Annotated in this window: 14 protein-coding genes and 1 CRISPR repeat array; of the genes, 10 read left to right on the top strand and 4 right to left on the bottom strand. The window is 69.2% G+C overall.

The window, feature by feature from the left end:
• Positions 1 to 91 precede the first annotated feature (91 nt).
• Entirely contained in the window at positions 92 to 1,408 is a 1,317-nt protein-coding gene (locus ACIRVK_RS36810) for an XRE family transcriptional regulator (RefSeq protein ID WP_404254985.1), read from the bottom strand.
• Between the two features lie 283 nt (positions 1,409 to 1,691).
• Here ACIRVK_RS36810 and ACIRVK_RS36805 point away from each other — a divergent pair, with 283 nt between their 5' ends.
• Genes ACIRVK_RS36805 through ACIRVK_RS36780 form a run of 6 tightly spaced genes read left to right on the top strand, consistent with a single transcriptional unit; the run spans position 1,692 to position 8,474 of the window.
• Positions 1,692 to 2,873 (top strand): cytochrome P450, encoded by a 1,182-nt coding sequence (locus tag ACIRVK_RS36805; RefSeq protein ID WP_404254983.1) that lies wholly within the window; start codon positions 1,692 to 1,694, stop codon positions 2,871 to 2,873.
• Between the two features lie 34 nt (positions 2,874 to 2,907).
• Positions 2,908 to 4,293, top strand: coding sequence for a hypothetical protein (locus tag ACIRVK_RS36800; RefSeq protein WP_404254981.1), 1,386 nt, complete (start codon positions 2,908 to 2,910; stop codon positions 4,291 to 4,293).
• Positions 4,290 to 5,300 (top strand): aspartyl/asparaginyl beta-hydroxylase domain-containing protein, encoded by a 1,011-nt coding sequence (locus ACIRVK_RS36795; protein ID WP_404254979.1) that lies wholly within the window; start codon positions 4,290 to 4,292, stop codon positions 5,298 to 5,300. Before ACIRVK_RS36800 ends, ACIRVK_RS36795 begins: the two co-directional genes overlap by 4 nt.
• A complete protein-coding gene (locus ACIRVK_RS36790; RefSeq protein WP_404254977.1) occupies positions 5,294 to 6,433 on the top strand; it encodes a glycine amidinotransferase in 1,140 nt (379 codons plus the stop codon). Before ACIRVK_RS36795 ends, ACIRVK_RS36790 begins: the two co-directional genes overlap by 7 nt.
• A complete protein-coding gene (locus ACIRVK_RS36785) occupies positions 6,430 to 7,680 on the top strand; it encodes an ATP-grasp domain-containing protein (RefSeq protein WP_404254975.1) in 1,251 nt (416 codons plus the stop codon). Before ACIRVK_RS36790 ends, ACIRVK_RS36785 begins: the two co-directional genes overlap by 4 nt.
• Positions 7,677 to 8,474 (top strand): class I SAM-dependent methyltransferase, encoded by a 798-nt coding sequence (locus ACIRVK_RS36780; RefSeq protein ID WP_404254973.1) that lies wholly within the window; start codon positions 7,677 to 7,679, stop codon positions 8,472 to 8,474. The genes ACIRVK_RS36785 and ACIRVK_RS36780 overlap by 4 nt, the downstream gene beginning before the upstream one ends.
• Positions 8,475 to 8,514: 40 nt before the next feature.
• Here the strand turns inward: ACIRVK_RS36780 and ACIRVK_RS36775 are convergent, their stop codons facing one another.
• From ACIRVK_RS36775 to ACIRVK_RS36765, 3 genes are all read right to left on the bottom strand, one after another.
• On the bottom strand, positions 8,515 to 8,916 hold the full coding sequence (locus ACIRVK_RS36775; RefSeq protein WP_404254971.1) for a hypothetical protein: 402 nt from the start codon (positions 8,914 to 8,916) through the stop codon (positions 8,515 to 8,517).
• 115 nt (positions 8,917 to 9,031) lie between these two features.
• Positions 9,032 to 10,015 carry a phosphotransferase family protein gene (locus ACIRVK_RS36770; RefSeq protein WP_404254969.1) on the bottom strand — a complete coding sequence of 328 codons (984 nt, stop codon included), beginning with the start codon at positions 10,013 to 10,015 and terminating at the stop codon, positions 9,032 to 9,034.
• A gap of 99 nt (positions 10,016 to 10,114) precedes the next feature.
• A complete protein-coding gene (locus ACIRVK_RS36765; protein ID WP_404254967.1) occupies positions 10,115 to 10,801 on the bottom strand; it encodes a hypothetical protein in 687 nt (228 codons plus the stop codon).
• 237 nt (positions 10,802 to 11,038) lie between these two features.
• Here ACIRVK_RS36765 and ACIRVK_RS36760 point away from each other — a divergent pair, with 237 nt between their 5' ends.
• The 4 genes from ACIRVK_RS36760 to ACIRVK_RS36745 all read left to right on the top strand — a co-directional run bounded on the left by ACIRVK_RS36760 (position 11,039) and on the right by ACIRVK_RS36745 (position 15,680).
• The gene (locus ACIRVK_RS36760) at positions 11,039 to 12,274 is read left to right on the top strand and encodes a phage/plasmid primase, P4 family (protein ID WP_404254991.1); all 1,236 of its coding nucleotides are present in this window, start codon (positions 11,039 to 11,041) and stop codon (positions 12,272 to 12,274) included.
• Entirely contained in the window at positions 12,271 to 12,672 is a 402-nt protein-coding gene (locus tag ACIRVK_RS36755; protein ID WP_125195902.1) for a DUF6009 family protein, read from the top strand. The genes ACIRVK_RS36760 and ACIRVK_RS36755 overlap by 4 nt, the downstream gene beginning before the upstream one ends.
• Before the next feature lie 86 nt (positions 12,673 to 12,758).
• Positions 12,759 to 13,730, top strand: coding sequence for a hypothetical protein (locus ACIRVK_RS36750; RefSeq protein WP_404254964.1), 972 nt, complete (start codon positions 12,759 to 12,761; stop codon positions 13,728 to 13,730).
• Positions 13,731 to 13,976: 246 nt separating this feature from the next.
• A CRISPR array of direct repeats spans positions 13,977 to 14,310; the repeat unit is 28 nt; unit sequence GTCCTCTCCGCGCGAGCGGAGGTGAGCC.
• 956 nt (positions 14,311 to 15,266) lie between these two features.
• A complete protein-coding gene (locus tag ACIRVK_RS36745) occupies positions 15,267 to 15,680 on the top strand; it encodes a helix-turn-helix domain-containing protein (RefSeq protein WP_359427629.1) in 414 nt (137 codons plus the stop codon).
• The last annotated feature ends 20 nt before the right edge of the window (positions 15,681 to 15,700 follow it).

Genomic DNA, 15,700 nt, shown 5'->3' with positions numbered 1-15,700 from the left:
CACGGCTGCCGACCTCTGCCGCCGCCACCTCGCAGCTGCCTCCGAGCAGGAGTGACCCCCGCTAACCCGGTAAACCTTCCCGGTCAGAGCACTAGGCGGCGGCTAGGTGAAGGAGCTCCGGTACGCCTTGCGCGCGGGCGTAGGGCTTGAAGCGGGGGAGCAGGTCGTCGACGAGGCGGGCGCAGCGGGGCGCTCCGATACGGCGGGCCAGGAGCAGGGACTGGGTCGCGGCGGCCGCGGCGGGTTCGGGTTCCTCCAGATCGAGGTAGCTCGCGGCGCGGTAGGCGAGGAAGACGCCCTTCGTCTTGTCCCGAGCGGGCGGCAGCAGGCGTTCGCCCTCGCTGATGAGCTTGTGGGCGCGGCTGGTGTCACCGAGGTCGAGGAGGGCTTGTCCGGAGTCGACGGCGAGGTCGGCCTCGGATACCCAGGCGCACCAGGCGGGCCGGTCGGCACCGGCGTCGTTGAGGTGGTGCTCGGCAGCGGTGAGGGCTCGTAGTACGGCGCCGCGTTCACTACGGTCGCCGCGTGCAGCGAGGGTGCGGGCCAGGCGCAAGTGGAGCAGGCAGCGGGCGGCGGGATTCTGAACGCGGGTCAGGGCGTAGTTGAGGATGCTGGCTGCGGTCGTGTGATCGCGGCGCCAGGCGGCCTGGTAGGCGAGGTCGCCCAAGAGCCCGGCGCCCATGTCGCGGTCCCCGGCCGCATGGGCGTTGTGCAGGCCCGCGATCCAGCTCTGGCTCGCGTGGGTGTGGCGGCGGAGGTCGAAGGCGTGCCAGGCGACGGTCTGGGAGAGGGAGGCCGCCAGGGTGTGCAGGCGCAGCCCGAGGGCGGGCGTGTAGCGGCCGGTTTCGAGGAGTTCGGTCACCGTGGCGAGGTGGGCGTCCAGGAGCGCGGGGGTGTGCTGTCGCTGCTCGGTGGACAGGCCGGCCAGGTGCTGGGTGGAGTCTTCCAGGAAGGCGACGAGGTCTTCGCTGATGGGTTTGCCGTCGTGGGCTTGGGCGAGCGCGCCTGCAGGGCTGCTGGCCCAGTCCGCGGCCAGGGCGGACAGGGCGGTACCGGAGATGGTCAGGAAGGTGCGGCGTTCCATCGCTGTTCGCTGGGCCTCTCTCAGGGCGGGCACAAAGCTGTGGGGGCCGAGGGGGACCACCCCGTTGGCGGTGAGGGGCAGCCAGTTCGGCCAGTCGCCGGCGCGGACGACGTCCGCAGGCCAGCCAAGTGCTTCGGCGATGTAGATCTGGGATTCATCGCTGGGTCGGACGCCGCGCTGCCATTTGCGTACCCGTGCTTCGTCGATCCCTGAGCGCAGATGCCGCCGCGCGGCGGCGGCATGGATACCGGAGACGAGTTCCTCCATCGTCTTGCCGGCCGCATGACGTGCCACAACCAACGGGTGACCGGTGGTCTCTTCCACGTCTCCATCCAATCACTCAGCGAACAGGACTGGTGACTCCTTCACGAAGGCGGGACCCCCACGGGACCCCCCTCAACTGGTCGACGAACTCGAACAGTTGAGCCCATTCTCATGATGTCGCAGCACACGGCGGCTGTCCCGCCCAAGACCGAAAGGGGGGTCCGCCATGACGTACGACCACTGATGCGCATCGTGCTCCGCAATCCGTTCGGGTCCCGGCCGCTGGCGTCTCGTCGGCGGCCGGCACCGGTCCGTCCTCTCTACCGTGTGAAGGAGAACCACCGTGGCCGTGACGCCCACCTGCCCGGTGCGGTACGACCCGCTGGACGAAGCCACGCTCGCCGACCCGTATCCCGTGCTCGCGGCCTTGCGCGCGCACGCGCCGCTGGTGTGGCACGACACCATGGAGTGCTGGCTGGCCACCGGCTACGAGGACTGCGTACGCGTGCTGCGGGACCACAAGTCCTTCGCCCGTGACCCCAGGCGGCTGGGCCGGACGGTGCCGGAGGCCTCGCTGAGCGTGCAGGTCCTCGACCCGCCCCATCAGGCCGCCGTGCGGTCGGCCTTCATGACCTCGCTGCACGCGCAGGACCTGCCCGCGCTGCAGGAACGGGCCCGATGCGATATCGCGGGCCGGCTGGAGGCCCTTGCCCCGCGGCCGGCGTGGGACGTGATGCGTGAACTCGCCCAGCCCGTCGCCCTGAACGCCATCGCCGACCTGCTCGGGGTCAGCCCGCCGCCCTTGTCCGCATGGGTGGAGGTGTCCGACACGATCATGCGGAGCATGGACGGCGGGCTCAACCCCGATCTGGTCGAGCCCGGCCGTCTCGCGCGGGAGGAACTGAGCGAACTGGTGGCCTCCTGGTTCACCGCGACCGGCAGCCGGGCCGGGCTGCTCGGCCACGTCCGCGCCCGTACGGCTGGCGCCGGCCCTGAGCTCGCGCGGTATGTCGTGCACACGGCCCGCGTGATGTTCCAGGGCGGATACAGCACCTTGGCCGCGGCGATCGGCAACGCCATCGACACGCTGGTCTGCAACTCGCAGGTCCAACGCGCACTGCGCGAGGCGCCGCAACTGCGGGCCACGGGCGTCGACGAACTGGTTCGCTACGACGGCCCCGTCCAGGGCACCACCCGCCTCGCCGCCGCCGATGTCCTGCTCGGCGGCAGGACGGTGCACCGCGGCGAGAAGGTGACGGTGCTGTTCCAGGCCGCCAACCGCGACCCCGCGCACTTCGAGCACCCGGACCGGCTGGTGCTGGACCGCTCGCCGAACCGGCACCTCGGATACGGATGGGGCACCCACGCCTGCCTCGGCACGACCCTCGCCCAGCGCGTCCTGGCCGCGCTCGTCGACGCCCTCGCCGATCACCCGGGCCTCCTGCAGGCGGCCGGAGTCGCGCGGCGCCGGAATACCGCCACCATGCGCGCCTTCGACCAGCTGCCCGTCACCCTCCAGCCCTGACCCGCATCGTCAACTTCGCGACCTGGAGCACGTGTTGAGGATCATCATCGCCAACCACATCGACCCCGCCATCCGCGACCGCCATGACCTGCGGGCGTGGACGCAGCGCGCCCTGTGGGGCGCCCGCGACGGCGACCTGGTCGTCCTGTGCGCGCCGCCGGACCCCGACTTCCTGCGTTATGCGACCGCGCTGACCGGCACCGACCCGGACCGGCTGCACCTGGTTGTGGCGCCGGCCGGTGCGTACGACGGACGGATGCTCGACCCGCAGATGCTCACCCACCCCGACACCCTCGATCAGGTGCGCGCGTACCTCACTGAGCACGGCGGGGTGGGCGCGGTGGGGGAGATCTGGGCGCTGTGGCCGTCGTCCTCCGTCGCCCGCTTCGCCACGGCGCTCGGCCTGTCCGAGAAACTGCCCGGCTGCGACTTCCTCGCCCAAGGCGGCGGCGAACTCGTCAACAACAAGGCCGCCTTCCGGGCGCTCGCGGCCGCGGCGGGAGTGCCGGTGGCGGCCGGCACCGTCGTCCGTGACCCGGGCGAGGCAGCCGCGGCCACCCTGACCCTGCTTGAGGGCAGTGGGGCAGTGGTCGTGAAGCAGGCGCATAACGGGGCCGGGGTGGGCAACGAGCTGCTCGTCACCGACCTCAGCCTGGCCACCGGCCACGCGGGCGCCCGTCACCTCCACCACCTGGGTCGCACGGACCTTCGCGCGGCGGCCGCCGCGTACTGGCGCGATCGCTGGACGTGGGCCTCCGCCGACGGCCGGTTCCCCGTCGTCCTGGAGGAGTTCGTCCCGGGCGCCGTCACGGTCTACTGCGAGCAGCACCTCACCGAGACCGGCGCCCGGCCCACCGAGCGCGGCGAACTGCGCTACACCGACCGGCGACTCAGCCACGAAAGCGTCCCCCTGCGCGACCTGCCCGCGGCCGTCGAAGAGCAGCTGCTGGGCGGCTCCGCCCGCCTCGCCGATACCTACCGGGCCGTCGGCTACCGCGGCCGCATCAGCACCGACGCGATCGTGAAACCCGGCGGGGGACTGCTGTTCACCGAGGTCAACGCCCAAATCTCCGGCTCGTGGCACATCTACGAGGTCTTCGCCCACCACATCGTGCACGCGAACGAGGCCCCCGAACGCACCGTCACCGAATCCCACATCCCGCCGCAGTGGACCGTGCCCGGCGGCGTGACCTTCCACCGTGCGCTCGCCGAGCTCGGGCTCGGCTACGACCCCGCTACCCGCAGCGGCGTGATCGTGTCGATGCCCATCGTCGATCATCCCTCCCTCGGCGCGCAGTTCACGTTCTCCACCGTCCACGCCAGCCCGGCCGAGCGCGACGCGATCTGGCACGCCCTCGAGGGCCGGTTCACCACCGTCAGCGCGCGGCAGCGTGACTCCAGGAAGGCACTCGTCGGATGACCACCACCACGCCCCCCGCCCGACCGGCGCCGGCGGCCCGCCTCACCCCGGCCTTCGACGCGGGCCGGCTCGCGCACGAACTTGCCGCGGTCACCAGCCATCCGTGGCAGCACCAGCGCACCCACTACGCCGCTGGCCGGATTGGCCCGGACACGGCGACCGACTGGCGCGTGCTGCCGCTGCGCAGTCCCGGCGGCGACCCGACCCGCACCGACCCGGGCGGCCCCGGCCCTGACCACTACGCCGCCACCCACTGGCTCGACCAGATGCCCTACCTGCGCGACATCCTCGCCGAGATCCCGGCCGCGCTGAGCGCCGTACGGCTGCTCGCCCTCGGCCCGGGCGCCGCCTGCCAGCCTCACCGCGACCCCAAGTACGCGCTTGAACGAGGCATGGTGCGCCTGCACATCCCGATCGTCACCCACCCCGACGCGGTCCTCATCCTGGACGGCACCGAACACCGCTGGCAGCCCGGAACGTTCTGGTACGGCGACTTCTCCCGCGAGCACCTGGTGCGCAACACCGGGCCCGTACGGCGCGTCCACGCGGTCATCGACGCGCTGATCACCCGGGACCTCGCCGCCCTGTTTCCCTCAGAGTGGCAGGAGTCGCTCAACGACGCCGACATCCTCTTCAACCGGCTGCCCGCCCCAGCCCTGCGGCCGGGCCCGCCGCTGCCGCGCATCGTGAACCTGCCGTCCGGGTTCACCGACTTCAGCCAGGACACCCCACTGGAAGGCTCCCTCGTGCCGGTCCGGCTCACCGGGCGCGACGGCGATCTGGTCCTCACTGCTGCCGAGCGCAGCTTCGCCCTGGAGCACGTCATCGACGGCGAGTACCGCTACGCCGGCTGGAGCGAGCAACGCACCCTCCAACTCGGCAATGACCTCATGCTCCACGCCCGCCACGGCCGTGCCGTGACCAGCCAGCAGATCTTCCTCCCGGCCGCCGACAGCAGCCCGGCCAACGCACCTGACACGACGAATCGAGGACGCAGCACATGCTGAACAGCTACGACGACTTCACCCCGCTGAGCGAGATCATCGTGGGGTCCGCGGAGAACTACGTGGGGCACGACCGGGACCTCACGTTCGAGTTGTTCTTCCACGAGTCCATCGGCGGCTACCGCTCCGACTGGGCCTATCCGCGCCTGGCCGCCCACGCCGGCGAACAGGCCCAGACCTGGAAGATCGGAAAGCAGTACACGGAGGAACTCCACGAGGACGTCGAGAACCTCGCCGCCACGCTCACCTCGCTCGGCATCACCGTGCACCGGCCGCTGCCGCTGCCCGAAGACGCACTGCCGATCGCCGGACTGGGCTGGCAGGCCGCCCCCACCCCCGCCCTCAACGTGCGCGACAACACCCTCGTCCTCGGCGACGAGATCATCGAGACGCCCCCGGCCATCCGCTCCCGCTACCTGGAAACCAGGCTCCTCAGCAAGGTCTTCCGCTCCTACTTCGACACCGGCGCCCGCTGGACCACCATGCCCCGCCCCACCCTGACCGACCGCTCCTTCGACCTCAGCTACGCCCAGTCCGCAGCCACCACCCTGGGCGGACCGACCGAGCCGATCAACGACCCACAGCTCAGCCCGTACGACGTGGGCGTGGAGATGATGCTCGACGGCGCGCAGGTGCTGCGCCTGGGCCAGGACCTGATCGTCAACATCGCGCAGGACAACCACCGGCTCGCCGTCGACTGGCTGAAGCGGCACCTGGAGGACCGCTCCCGCGTGCACACCGTGTACCGGATGGCCGACAACCACATCGACTCCATGCTCCTGGCCCTGCGCCCCGGGGTGTTCCTGGCCCGGCACGCCGGTTTGCGTGACCTGCTTCCCGCGCCCTTCCGCAGCTGGAAGTTCATCGTGCCGCCCGAACCGGAGGCCGGCCAGTTCCCCGTCTATACGGACGCCGAGCTACTGCTGACCAGCCCGTACATAGACATCAACGTCCTGTCCCTGGACGAGGAGCGGGTACTGGTCAACGCCGACTGCCCCGGCCTGATCAAGACTCTGGAGAACGAAGGCTTCACCGTGATCCCCCTCCAGCACCGGCACCGCAGGCTCTTCGGTGGCGGGGCGCATTGCTTCACCCTCGACACGCATCGCGCGGGAGGCCTGGTGGACTACCGGTGAGCGTTCCGGTCCTGCTGCTGGAGGCGGCCGGCCCCGAGTCCGAGGCGCTCGCCCGGACCGCGGTCGCCTCCGGCCATCCCGTGCACGCCGTCACCGACGCCGCCACCCTCGCCACCTACTCCGGCGAGCTGCGCCAGCTCCTCGCGGGCTGCCTCGTCACCGACTTCGCCCAGCCCGGCCAAGCCGTCGCGGACATCACCGGCTACGGGCGCCGGATCGGCGTGAAGGCCCTCCTCACCGTCAACGAGTACCTCACCGAAGTCGCCGCCTGCTCATGCGCGGCCCTCAGCCTGCCGGGCAACGATCCCGAACGCGCCGTCGCCGCCCGCAACAAGGCCCTCATGGCGACCGCGCTCGAGGCCGGCCACGTCACCGTGCCCTCCACCACGGTCGTCGCGGACCTGCGGGAGCTGCGGGACCTGCACGAGGCCGGGGCGGTCGGCTTCCCATGTGTCGTCAAACCGGCCGACGGCGCCGGATCGGCAGGCGTCACCGTGGTCGCCAGTCCCGAAGGTCTGGAGCCGGCATGGCATGCCGCCCGCGCGGCCAGGGTGATGTACGGCATGCCGCGCGATGAGCGTGTCCTGGTCCAAGAACGCGTCCAGGGACGCGAGTTCAGCGTGGAATCCGTCACCCAGCACGACGTCGCCACCCATCTGTGCATCACCCGCAAGCACACCACCGACGGAAGCCACCGCGTCGAACTCGGCCACGCGCTGCCCGCTCGCCTCCCCGCGGCCGCCGAGCGGGCCCTGCTCGAGCAGGCCGGACGGGCGATCGCCGCGGTCGGCGTACGCAACGGCGCCACCCACACCGAACTCCTCCTCAGGCCCGACGGCCGGTGCACCGTCCTGGAGATCGGTGCCCGTCTCGGCGCCGGGCACATCGGCGTCCTCATCCAGCACGCGCTCGGCATCGACCCGTGGCGCACCCTGTGGGACATCGCCCTCGGCAGGCGGGTCACCATCACACCGGCCCCCGGCGGCGGTTACGCCACCGTACGGTTCCTGACCACAGATCAAGAGGGACAGCTGGTCACCGTCACCGGCCTGCCGGAGGTGACCCGCACCATCCCCGCCGTACGCGTGCGCGCGGCCAAGGGATCGGACGTAGGCCCGGCGACGTCCAACCGCGGCCGCCTCGGCCACGTCATCGTCACCGGCCACGATCCGCGCATGGTCGACGAGCAGGCCGATCGAATCCTGCGCCAGATCACCGTCACGGTTGCCTCGGGGAGCAGGACATGAGCACACCACCCGGCGGCCGCGCGGTCGACACCGCGGGCCACCAGACCACCAGTGCGTCGGAGTTCGACCGCCTCTTCGCGACCGAGGGGCAGGACAGCGCCTTCAGCGCAATCGCGCGCCTGGTCGACCCGGACCTTCCGCCGGATCTCGACCTGTTCTCCTTCCTCTGCGCCGACCTGCTCCACCACCTCGCCCGCCAACTCGACCTGCGCTCCCGACAGATCCTGGCCGATCTGGGCTGCGGCCGTGGCGGTCCCGGCCTGTGGCTCGCCGGCCGCGCGCACGCGGCCCTGGTTGGCATCGACTTCTCCCCGGTCGCGATCGCCCAGGCCCGCCACCGGGCTATGCCGTTCGCGGCCGATGCGGCCTTCGCCGTGGCCGACCTCGCTCGCCTCCCCCTGACCGGCCAATGCGTTGACCGGGCCCTGTCGTTGGACGCCCTGCAGTACGCCCCCGACCGCGTCGCCGCCGCCCGCCAGGCCCTGCGCATCCTCAAGCCCGGCGGCCGCCTGGTGCTCACCGGCTGGCACCCGCACACCCCCGGCGACGAGCGCCTGCCACCACGCCATCGGCACACCGACTGGATCCGTGTGCTACACACGGCGGGCTTCACCGACGTGCACTGCGCCACCACCCCGGCCTGGGACGACGTCTACCAGGGGATCTACCGCACCGCGCTGACCCTGGACGCCGAGCCCGGCTCGGCACTCGCCGGACTGCAGGGCGAGGCACGTAGGCGCATGCCCACCGCGCACCTGCTGCACCGCGTCGCCGTCACTGCCGTACGAGACTGAACGGAGGCGACCGCACCAAACGAACGTGCGCGACGTGCCACTACACCGGCGCGGGCACGACGCGTGTACAGGCCGCGATGGCGCAGTCGATGTACTGCCCGAAGTCCGCGCCGGAGTCGCGGTGGGAGGCGATCTGGTGCACGGCCTTGATGGCCTCCCAGGCCGCGGTGAGGGCCAAGGTCGGCTCAACATCGCCCATCTCGGTCGAAAGGTAGGCGGGGAAGCCGAACTGGTATCCGCCGATCCGCTCGGTCTCCTGCTCGCGCCGGTAGGCCTGGCGGGCTGCCTCGAAGAATCCACCAGCCCCGTCCAGGCCGACGCTGCGGACGATGATGCCGAGATACGGGTGCACGTACCGGGTGCTCGCCGGCCACCCTTCCGCAGGGTGGCCGAACAGCTTGCCCATCGCGACGGTGAGGCTCATGTTGAAGTCGTGGTCCACGCCGTCACCTCTACGCCGTAACCGAGCCGACCACGGCGCGACGCGCAGACATTTCCGCGGGAACCGCTCGTACGAGGAGGACGAGGCGGCGTCCCCCGGCGGCCGGCAGCGACGTTCAGATCAGCTGGGCCAGAACGGCGGCCATGGAGGTGTACGTGTCATCGACGCCAGAAGGGTTGTGGAGACGGTGCCGCTCCAGCCGGATCGCCCCCAGATGCCGTGCCTCGTAGACCAAGGCCCGCCAGGTGTCGGCGGCCGTGGCAGCGCGGGGCCCGTAGGTGTCCCAGAACGCCGTGCGTTCGTCCGTCTTGGCGCTGGCCATGCGGATGGTCCAGTCGGCAGAAGGATCGCCCCACAGGGTGCGGTCCAGGTCGAGGACGCCGCTGATGACCGGCGTGGGCGCGGCCGCGAGCATCGTGTTGACGGTCCACAGATCGCCGGTGAGCAGCCGGGGCTGAGTGATCTCGTCCAGGACCTTGTGGTGTTCGGCGGCGAGGTCGGCGACCTTGCGTACGTCCGTGGCGTCCAGCCCGACGCGGCTGACATCGTCCGCGATGGCGGACAGGGAGGCCAGCACGGCCTCGCTCCACGTGGCGTAGCCGGGTCCGGCGACGGGCCCAAAACGCGGGCCGGCTACGGCATGGATGTTCTTCGCGATCGTGCCGAGCTGGGCGAAGAACCCCTGCCAGAGGGCGCGGGGATAGTCGCCGAGACGGTCGGGGGCGGGCGTGCCGCCGAGGTGGCTCTGCACCATCCAGTCCCGGCCGGTGATCTCCTGCGACCAGTCGGCGGCCAGGACTCGCGGAACGAGGTCGGCGATGGGAGCGAGAAAGGGAACGGTGGCGTACTCGTTGCGCATCAACTCGTGCTCGCTGGTGAACTGGCGTTCCGGAGCGGGGGCGATGCGCAGGATGACCGGCCCGTCGAGGCCATCCGCCACGAGCCGGTAGGTGTTGTTGTACATGCCTCCTCCCAGCTCGACCGCCGAGGTGACACGGACGGTGTGGCCGAAGGCTCGCAGGGCGATCGCTTCGATGTCCTCGGCCGTGACGGGCTGCTGGAAGGCTTCTGGATCGCGGGGGAGGGGGCGGAAGTCCATGACGCTCCTTATACGGCCTGTTCGGGGGACGGGTCGGTCTCACATGCTCGCTTTGCGCCAGGTCGGCAGTGGTCCCGCGTGCTTTCGCGCCGCGCGGATTCAGAGGGCGGTGCCGTCACAGTCGACGTAGCCCTCGGCACCGAGGTGGGGCTCGAAGCAGCCGTCGTGTGCCTCGTCGAGATCGTCCGTGTCATCGCCCGGGACCGCATGCCGGGCGAGGAAGGCGCCAGCGTGGGCTGCGGCCTCGATCCGGCTTCCGTACGGCTCCTGGGACTGACCGCTGGCGCGGTCGGCTCCGGTGGCCTCCCAGACGAACCCTCCCTCATTGGGGAGCTGAACGATCTCAGCGATGCCCCCGCCGAGCCGCAGCTCGAACGGTTCGCCTTCGCCGCTGGTGTCGTCGTGCTTACGCACGGCACCGGGCCAGCGCAGCCGCGCGGCCTGCTTGGTGATTCCCCAGGCCGCCCCGAGCTGGGCGTAGCTCGCTCCGGTGCCGCCGGCAGTGCGGGCCGTGCCGTCGGCAAGGCGCCGGGCGATGCCTTCGATCTCGTGAAGGGCGTACAGGTACGCGAGTTGCCAGTCAGGCGAGATTGCGATGCCGCTGGGGGCCTCCTGCCCAGCGGCGCGGTAGGCGGACTCCCGCGTCGAGATCGCACGGGCCAGGGTGTGAGCAGCCTCCGCCACCTGGTCTTGGAGTTGCAGGACCTCGTCGTCGCCGGGTTCCCGGTACGGGGGCTCCTGCAGGGTCATAACGTCACGCCAGAAGGCGTCCAGACTGGATTCCATAGCGACAAGAATACTTGTCGCTGGGCCTGGTGACAAGTTTACTTGTCACCACTGGCTCCCGGCAGGCCCGGCCCAGGCTCACCGGATCCCGCAGTGAGAGGAAAGCCGCCCGCGACATCGTTGAAGCGGCGGTGCTCACTTGCAGGCGGCCAGATTCACTGCCGTTCCCTTGATCAGGTCGCAGACCAGCAGCAGGGCTTGGTCGCACATCTCCAGTACGTACTGCTGGGTGCGGAGATTCCTTGGCGGCTTCGTGGTGCTTTCATCGCCGACCAGGACCACCTCGGCCGCTTCACCATGCAGGCCCTGCACAAGCACCGCACCCGCGCCATGTCGACCGCCGGCATCCACTACATGCTCACCCAGGCCCGATCCGCACCCGGCATGGTCCTCACAGCCGACCGCCTGGATGCCGACCCCTACGCCCTGTGCACCCCCCAGGGCGTCGTCGACCTGCGCACCGGACTGATCAGCGCCCCCAACCCCAACAAGGACTTCCACTCCCGCTCCACCACCGTCGGCCCCCAGCAGATGCCCATCCCACGCTGGCTGCGGTTCCTCGCGGACACCTTCGGCGACGACGCCGAAGGCCAGGAAATGATCGACTACCTGCACCTGCTGCTGGGATACTCGATCACCGGCGACGTCGGCGCCCAGATCCTGCCCTTCCTCTACGGCATCGGCAGCAACGGCAAATCCGTCCTGCTGGACGTCATGATGAAACTCCTCGGCGACTACGCCGACGCCGCCCCGCCCGGCTTCCTGATGGCCAAGCCCTTCGAAGGCCACCCCACCGACCTCGCCGAACTCCACGGGCGGCGCATCTACGTCTGCTCCGAAATCAGCCCCGGCGACAAGTTCGACGAAGCCCGCGTCAAACTGCTGACCGGCGGCGACCGCATCAAGGCCCGCTGCATGCGCCAGGACCCCTTCTCCTTCCAGCCCACTCACAAACTGTGGCTCCTGGGCAACCACAAACCCGAAGTCGGCACCGGCGGCCTCGCCCTCTGGCGCCGCATGCGACTGATCCCCTTCGAACGCGTCGTCGCTGACGACCGCAAAATCGACAACCTCGCCGACCTCCTCGTCGTCGAAGAAGGCCCCGGCATCCTGCGCTGGCTCATCGACGGCGCCCGCCGCTACCTGGCCAGCGACCGCGACCTCACCGGCCCCGAACGCGTCCGCATCGCCACCACGGCCTACGCCGAGACCGAGGACCACACCGGGCGCTTCTACGAGGAATGCTGCCGCCTCGCCCCGGACCTGCGCGCCGAACAGACCACGCTCTACGCCGCCTACACCAACTGGTGCCACAATGAGGGCGCACTGGTGATGTCCTCACGCGCGTTCGCCGCCCGCACCCGCGAACTCGTCGGGCTGGCCTCGCCCAAGGAAATGAAGGTGTCCAACCAGCGCAAGTACTACCCGGGCATCGGACTGCTGACCGACGAAGAGAGGGGCGCCGGCACATGAGTTCCCTGATCGACCCGGACGAGATCAGCCACGAGACCGAACTCGTCTGGCTGGAAGACATCGACAACCTCGACTACGTCCGCCAGAGCCTGGACCGCCTGCCCACCCGGAAAGGCCGCCCCACCTACCGCCGCGACGGCCGCCTCATCGGCTGGGCGAACCTCGCCCCCACCGCCAAAGCCTCCCGCGCCTCGGGCACCTTCCGCCGCCGCGTCTTCTGGCTCCTGCCCCACGACCGCGACAGCCAACCCGACGGCGACTACGCCAAAGGCGCCCCCTCCGAAGCCGTCGACCCCCGCACCCTCGAACCCCGCGTCAAGGGCTACAAAACCGAACGCTCCCAAGGCGGCCCACCCTCCGCCGCCATGCAAGAACTCGGCATAGAACTCCCGCTGTAATCCGCGTGATGGGCCAGGCTGCGTAAGCAGGCTGAGAAGCGCTGGATTACGGATCGTGGGCGGGATGGGATCACGGGGAGTGCAGGATGCAGCTCACGGTATTGGACCGTTTCAGGCGGCCAGCGGAGCATGCTCCTGGGGCGTATCTGGAGAGCAACGAATGGGATGATCACTCGTTCAAGACGTTCTTTACGCTGTGGTGTTCCGATGGCCAGCGTCAAGTGAAGGTCGGCAATGTCAGAATCGCTACCTTCGGAATGGGGGAGGGGCCGGCCCGTGTCAGCGTACCCGAGACCTTTGAGGAACTAGATTCAAGCCAATATTTCTCTCTGGGAACTGACGAGACATACTACGAACGCCTCAAGGAACTCGGCGACGAGACAAGAGAGACCGTTCTGCAAGCACTCCAGGACCTCGCGTTTGGGCCGCGCGAAAAGCTGGGGCTGGCGCTCTTCGAAGATGTTACGAGAGTCTCTTTGATGCGTGGAATTGAACTGGCCACCATCATGTTGCAGTTTTCCCGAATTGCCCACGGTGGCGAGGCCTTGACTCCATATCACTTCACCTACACTTCGCCTCCCTTCCCCGGTGCAGGTGCCACGCCGCCCCTAGAGCTGTCCTTTGACGTAACGCCTCACGTCCAGCCCCCCACCAACGTGCATGTCCTCATCGGACGCAATGGAGTCGGGAAAAGCCATATCCTCAATGGCATCACCCGCACACTAATCGAGTCCGCCGGCGAGCACGGAACAGTTGCCTTCGCTGCCGAAGCTGACCCAGAACCTGCATCCTTCGCGAACGTCGTCTCTGTCTCCTTCAGCGCCTTCGACGAGTTCGAGCCGATAGAAACAGAGCGTGACGATCTCACGTACGCCTATGTAGGGCTCAAGAAACCCGGCAAGAGATACCCCATGCCGCCAGGCGAACTCGCGGCTGAATTCGCGAAGAGCACCCGGGAGTGTCACACGGGGTCTGAGAGGCGATCCACGCTCTGGCGACAATCCCACGGGGAAACAGTTCCAGATCACCTGCAGTATCGTGGTCGGTCATGGCGGTAGATGACGGCAACCAGCAAGCCCTCATCTACGACATCGCCGACCTCTACAAAGCCGAACTCACCATCCCGCTGGCCTTTTCCCTCCACGCCTCCACCAACCCGGAAGCAGAAGCACGCCGCTCCTTCCGTGACGGCCTGCGCCTATTCCGCCTCCTGCCACGCATCGTTCACGACATCCAAGAGCTCCTCGATCCCGACGGCGACCGAGAAGCCCCCGACCCTGAGGAGCAACTCGTCGACCTCTGGGGTCCTCTCCGCGCGAGCGGAGGTGAGCCGCGGCACCCGGACGCCATCCTCCTGGTGCACTCGTCCTCTCCGCGCGAGCGGAGGTGAGCCGCAGGTCAACTACGACGGCACCCGCGGCAACGAGTCCTCTCCGCGCGAGCGGAGGTGAGCCAGCCGGCGGAGTCTCGGGCGGATCGAAGTGAACGTCCTCTCCGCGCGAGCGGAGGTGAGCCGGCGGTGGTGGCTCCGTAGATGGCGCTGCCGCTGTCCTCTCCGCGCGAGCGGAGGTGAGCCGCTGCTCATGGCCAAGTGGCACGACGAGGGCCAGTCCTCTCCGCGCGAGCGGAGGTGAGCCGTCCCGGCCCTGCCTGTGAAGAGGGGCCTTGCGTAAAACGTGGATGAATACTCTGAGTGAGTATTTGTCCCCGCTGCGGCAAGGATGGGGACTGCCCCTGAGGGCGGCCCCTGACAGGGTAGCGGATAAGGCCGGTGGGGTGGGGCCGGGGCGGGTGCCTCAGTCCGTGCATGATCGGCGGGGCTCCTCGCTGCCGTCGCTCAGGTCTGTGGCGTCTGCGTCCGAGTGATTGGTCTTCTCCGGCCGTACAGCGGTGCTATGGCTGAAGTACCGCCGTGAGCAGTGTGCTTCGTGAAAACTGCAGGTCGGATGGTCTGGTGTGCGTGTGCGTGTGCGTGTGCGTGGGTGTGGGGATGCTCGGCCAGGTCCGGGGCGGTGGTCCAGCGACAAGATCGTCGGTCATCGGGGAACTCCTTGTTCGTGAGGACCAGCAGGGCCCGTACTAGCGCGGTCGCCCACTTCGGATCCGTGCGGACCTTGCCCAGGACGCGTCAGTTCTTCAAGTGCGCGCAGTCGTGCTCGACCGGGGTGGCACCGCGGCCAGTGCTGTGTTGGACAGCTTCTGGCAACGGGTCAGGGGCCGGTTGCGGGCGGCCTTGTAGCCGGTGATCACCGCCGGGTCGGCGTCCGGGCCGCTATCGTCGAGGTCGACGAAGCCCAGGTCGGCGATGGCTCCGAGGCCGGCCGCGCGGAGATGGGCGGTGAGTTTGTCGTGGCGGCAGGCGGTGATCTCCGAGGGCCGCCCGGGCCCGGGCCGCGGAGGCCCACCGGAGCCAGCCAGAGCACGAGTCAGGCCACGGCCGGAACGACACGGCCATCATCACGTGATCTCCGGACCAGATCCCTACTTTCGCACGCGTCTCTTTTCCGACTGTTTGTGCGTAACGCCATGATGCGCCAGTATGGAAACGGACACAAAACGCACTTTGATGTGTGAGCCGGAGAGGGATGTACGTCATGGACGAGACCATCGAGACGATCGCCGCCACAGGCCGGGGGCCCTGCGCGGGCATCCCTGCCGAGCAGATGGCCTTCATCCGAGAAATCCTGGACCGCGTCGGCGACAAGTGGAGCCTGCTGATCGTCGCCGTCCTGGAGGACGGCCCTCTGCGCTACACCGAGCTGCAGCGAGATGTACCAGGCATCTCCCAGCGCATGCTCAGCCTCACCCTGCGCCAACTCCAGCAGGACGGACTGGTGACACGCACCGCCTACGCGGAAGTGCCACCACGCGTGGAATACACCCTCACCCCCCTCAGCCGCAGCCTCCAGGAGATCGTCAAGCAACTGATCGGCTGGGCCTCCGACCACCACGACGAAATCCGCCAGAACCGAGCCCTCATCGCCGAAACCGCAGCCACTTCGCGCTGACGAAGGGAACCCTCTTCGAC

The organism is Streptomyces sp. NPDC101152 (genome assembly GCF_044768275.1).
In the GTDB taxonomy this organism is placed as follows: Bacteria; Actinomycetota; Actinomycetes; order Streptomycetales; family Streptomycetaceae; genus Streptomyces.
Note: the sequence above shows the minus strand (reverse complement) of the source record. Positions and strands in the feature narration are given on the sequence as shown.

Coding starts and splice junctions, on each gene's coding strand:
- ACIRVK_RS36795 (WP_404254979.1), top strand. CDS start 4,290: ATGACCACCACCACGCCCCCCGCCCGACCGGCGCCGGCGGCCCGCCTC.
- ACIRVK_RS36790 (WP_404254977.1), top strand. CDS start 5,294: ATGCTGAACAGCTACGACGACTTCACCCCGCTGAGCGAGATCATCGTG.
- ACIRVK_RS36780 (WP_404254973.1), top strand. CDS start 7,677: ATGAGCACACCACCCGGCGGCCGCGCGGTCGACACCGCGGGCCACCAG.
- ACIRVK_RS36770 (WP_404254969.1), bottom strand. CDS start 10,015: ATGGACTTCCGCCCCCTCCCCCGCGATCCAGAAGCCTTCCAGCAGCCC.
- ACIRVK_RS36765 (WP_404254967.1), bottom strand. CDS start 10,801: ATGGAATCCAGTCTGGACGCCTTCTGGCGTGACGTTATGACCCTGCAG.
- ACIRVK_RS36755 (WP_125195902.1), top strand. CDS start 12,271: ATGAGTTCCCTGATCGACCCGGACGAGATCAGCCACGAGACCGAACTC.
- ACIRVK_RS36750 (WP_404254964.1), top strand. CDS start 12,759: ATGCAGCTCACGGTATTGGACCGTTTCAGGCGGCCAGCGGAGCATGCT.
- ACIRVK_RS36745 (WP_359427629.1), top strand. CDS start 15,267: ATGGACGAGACCATCGAGACGATCGCCGCCACAGGCCGGGGGCCCTGC.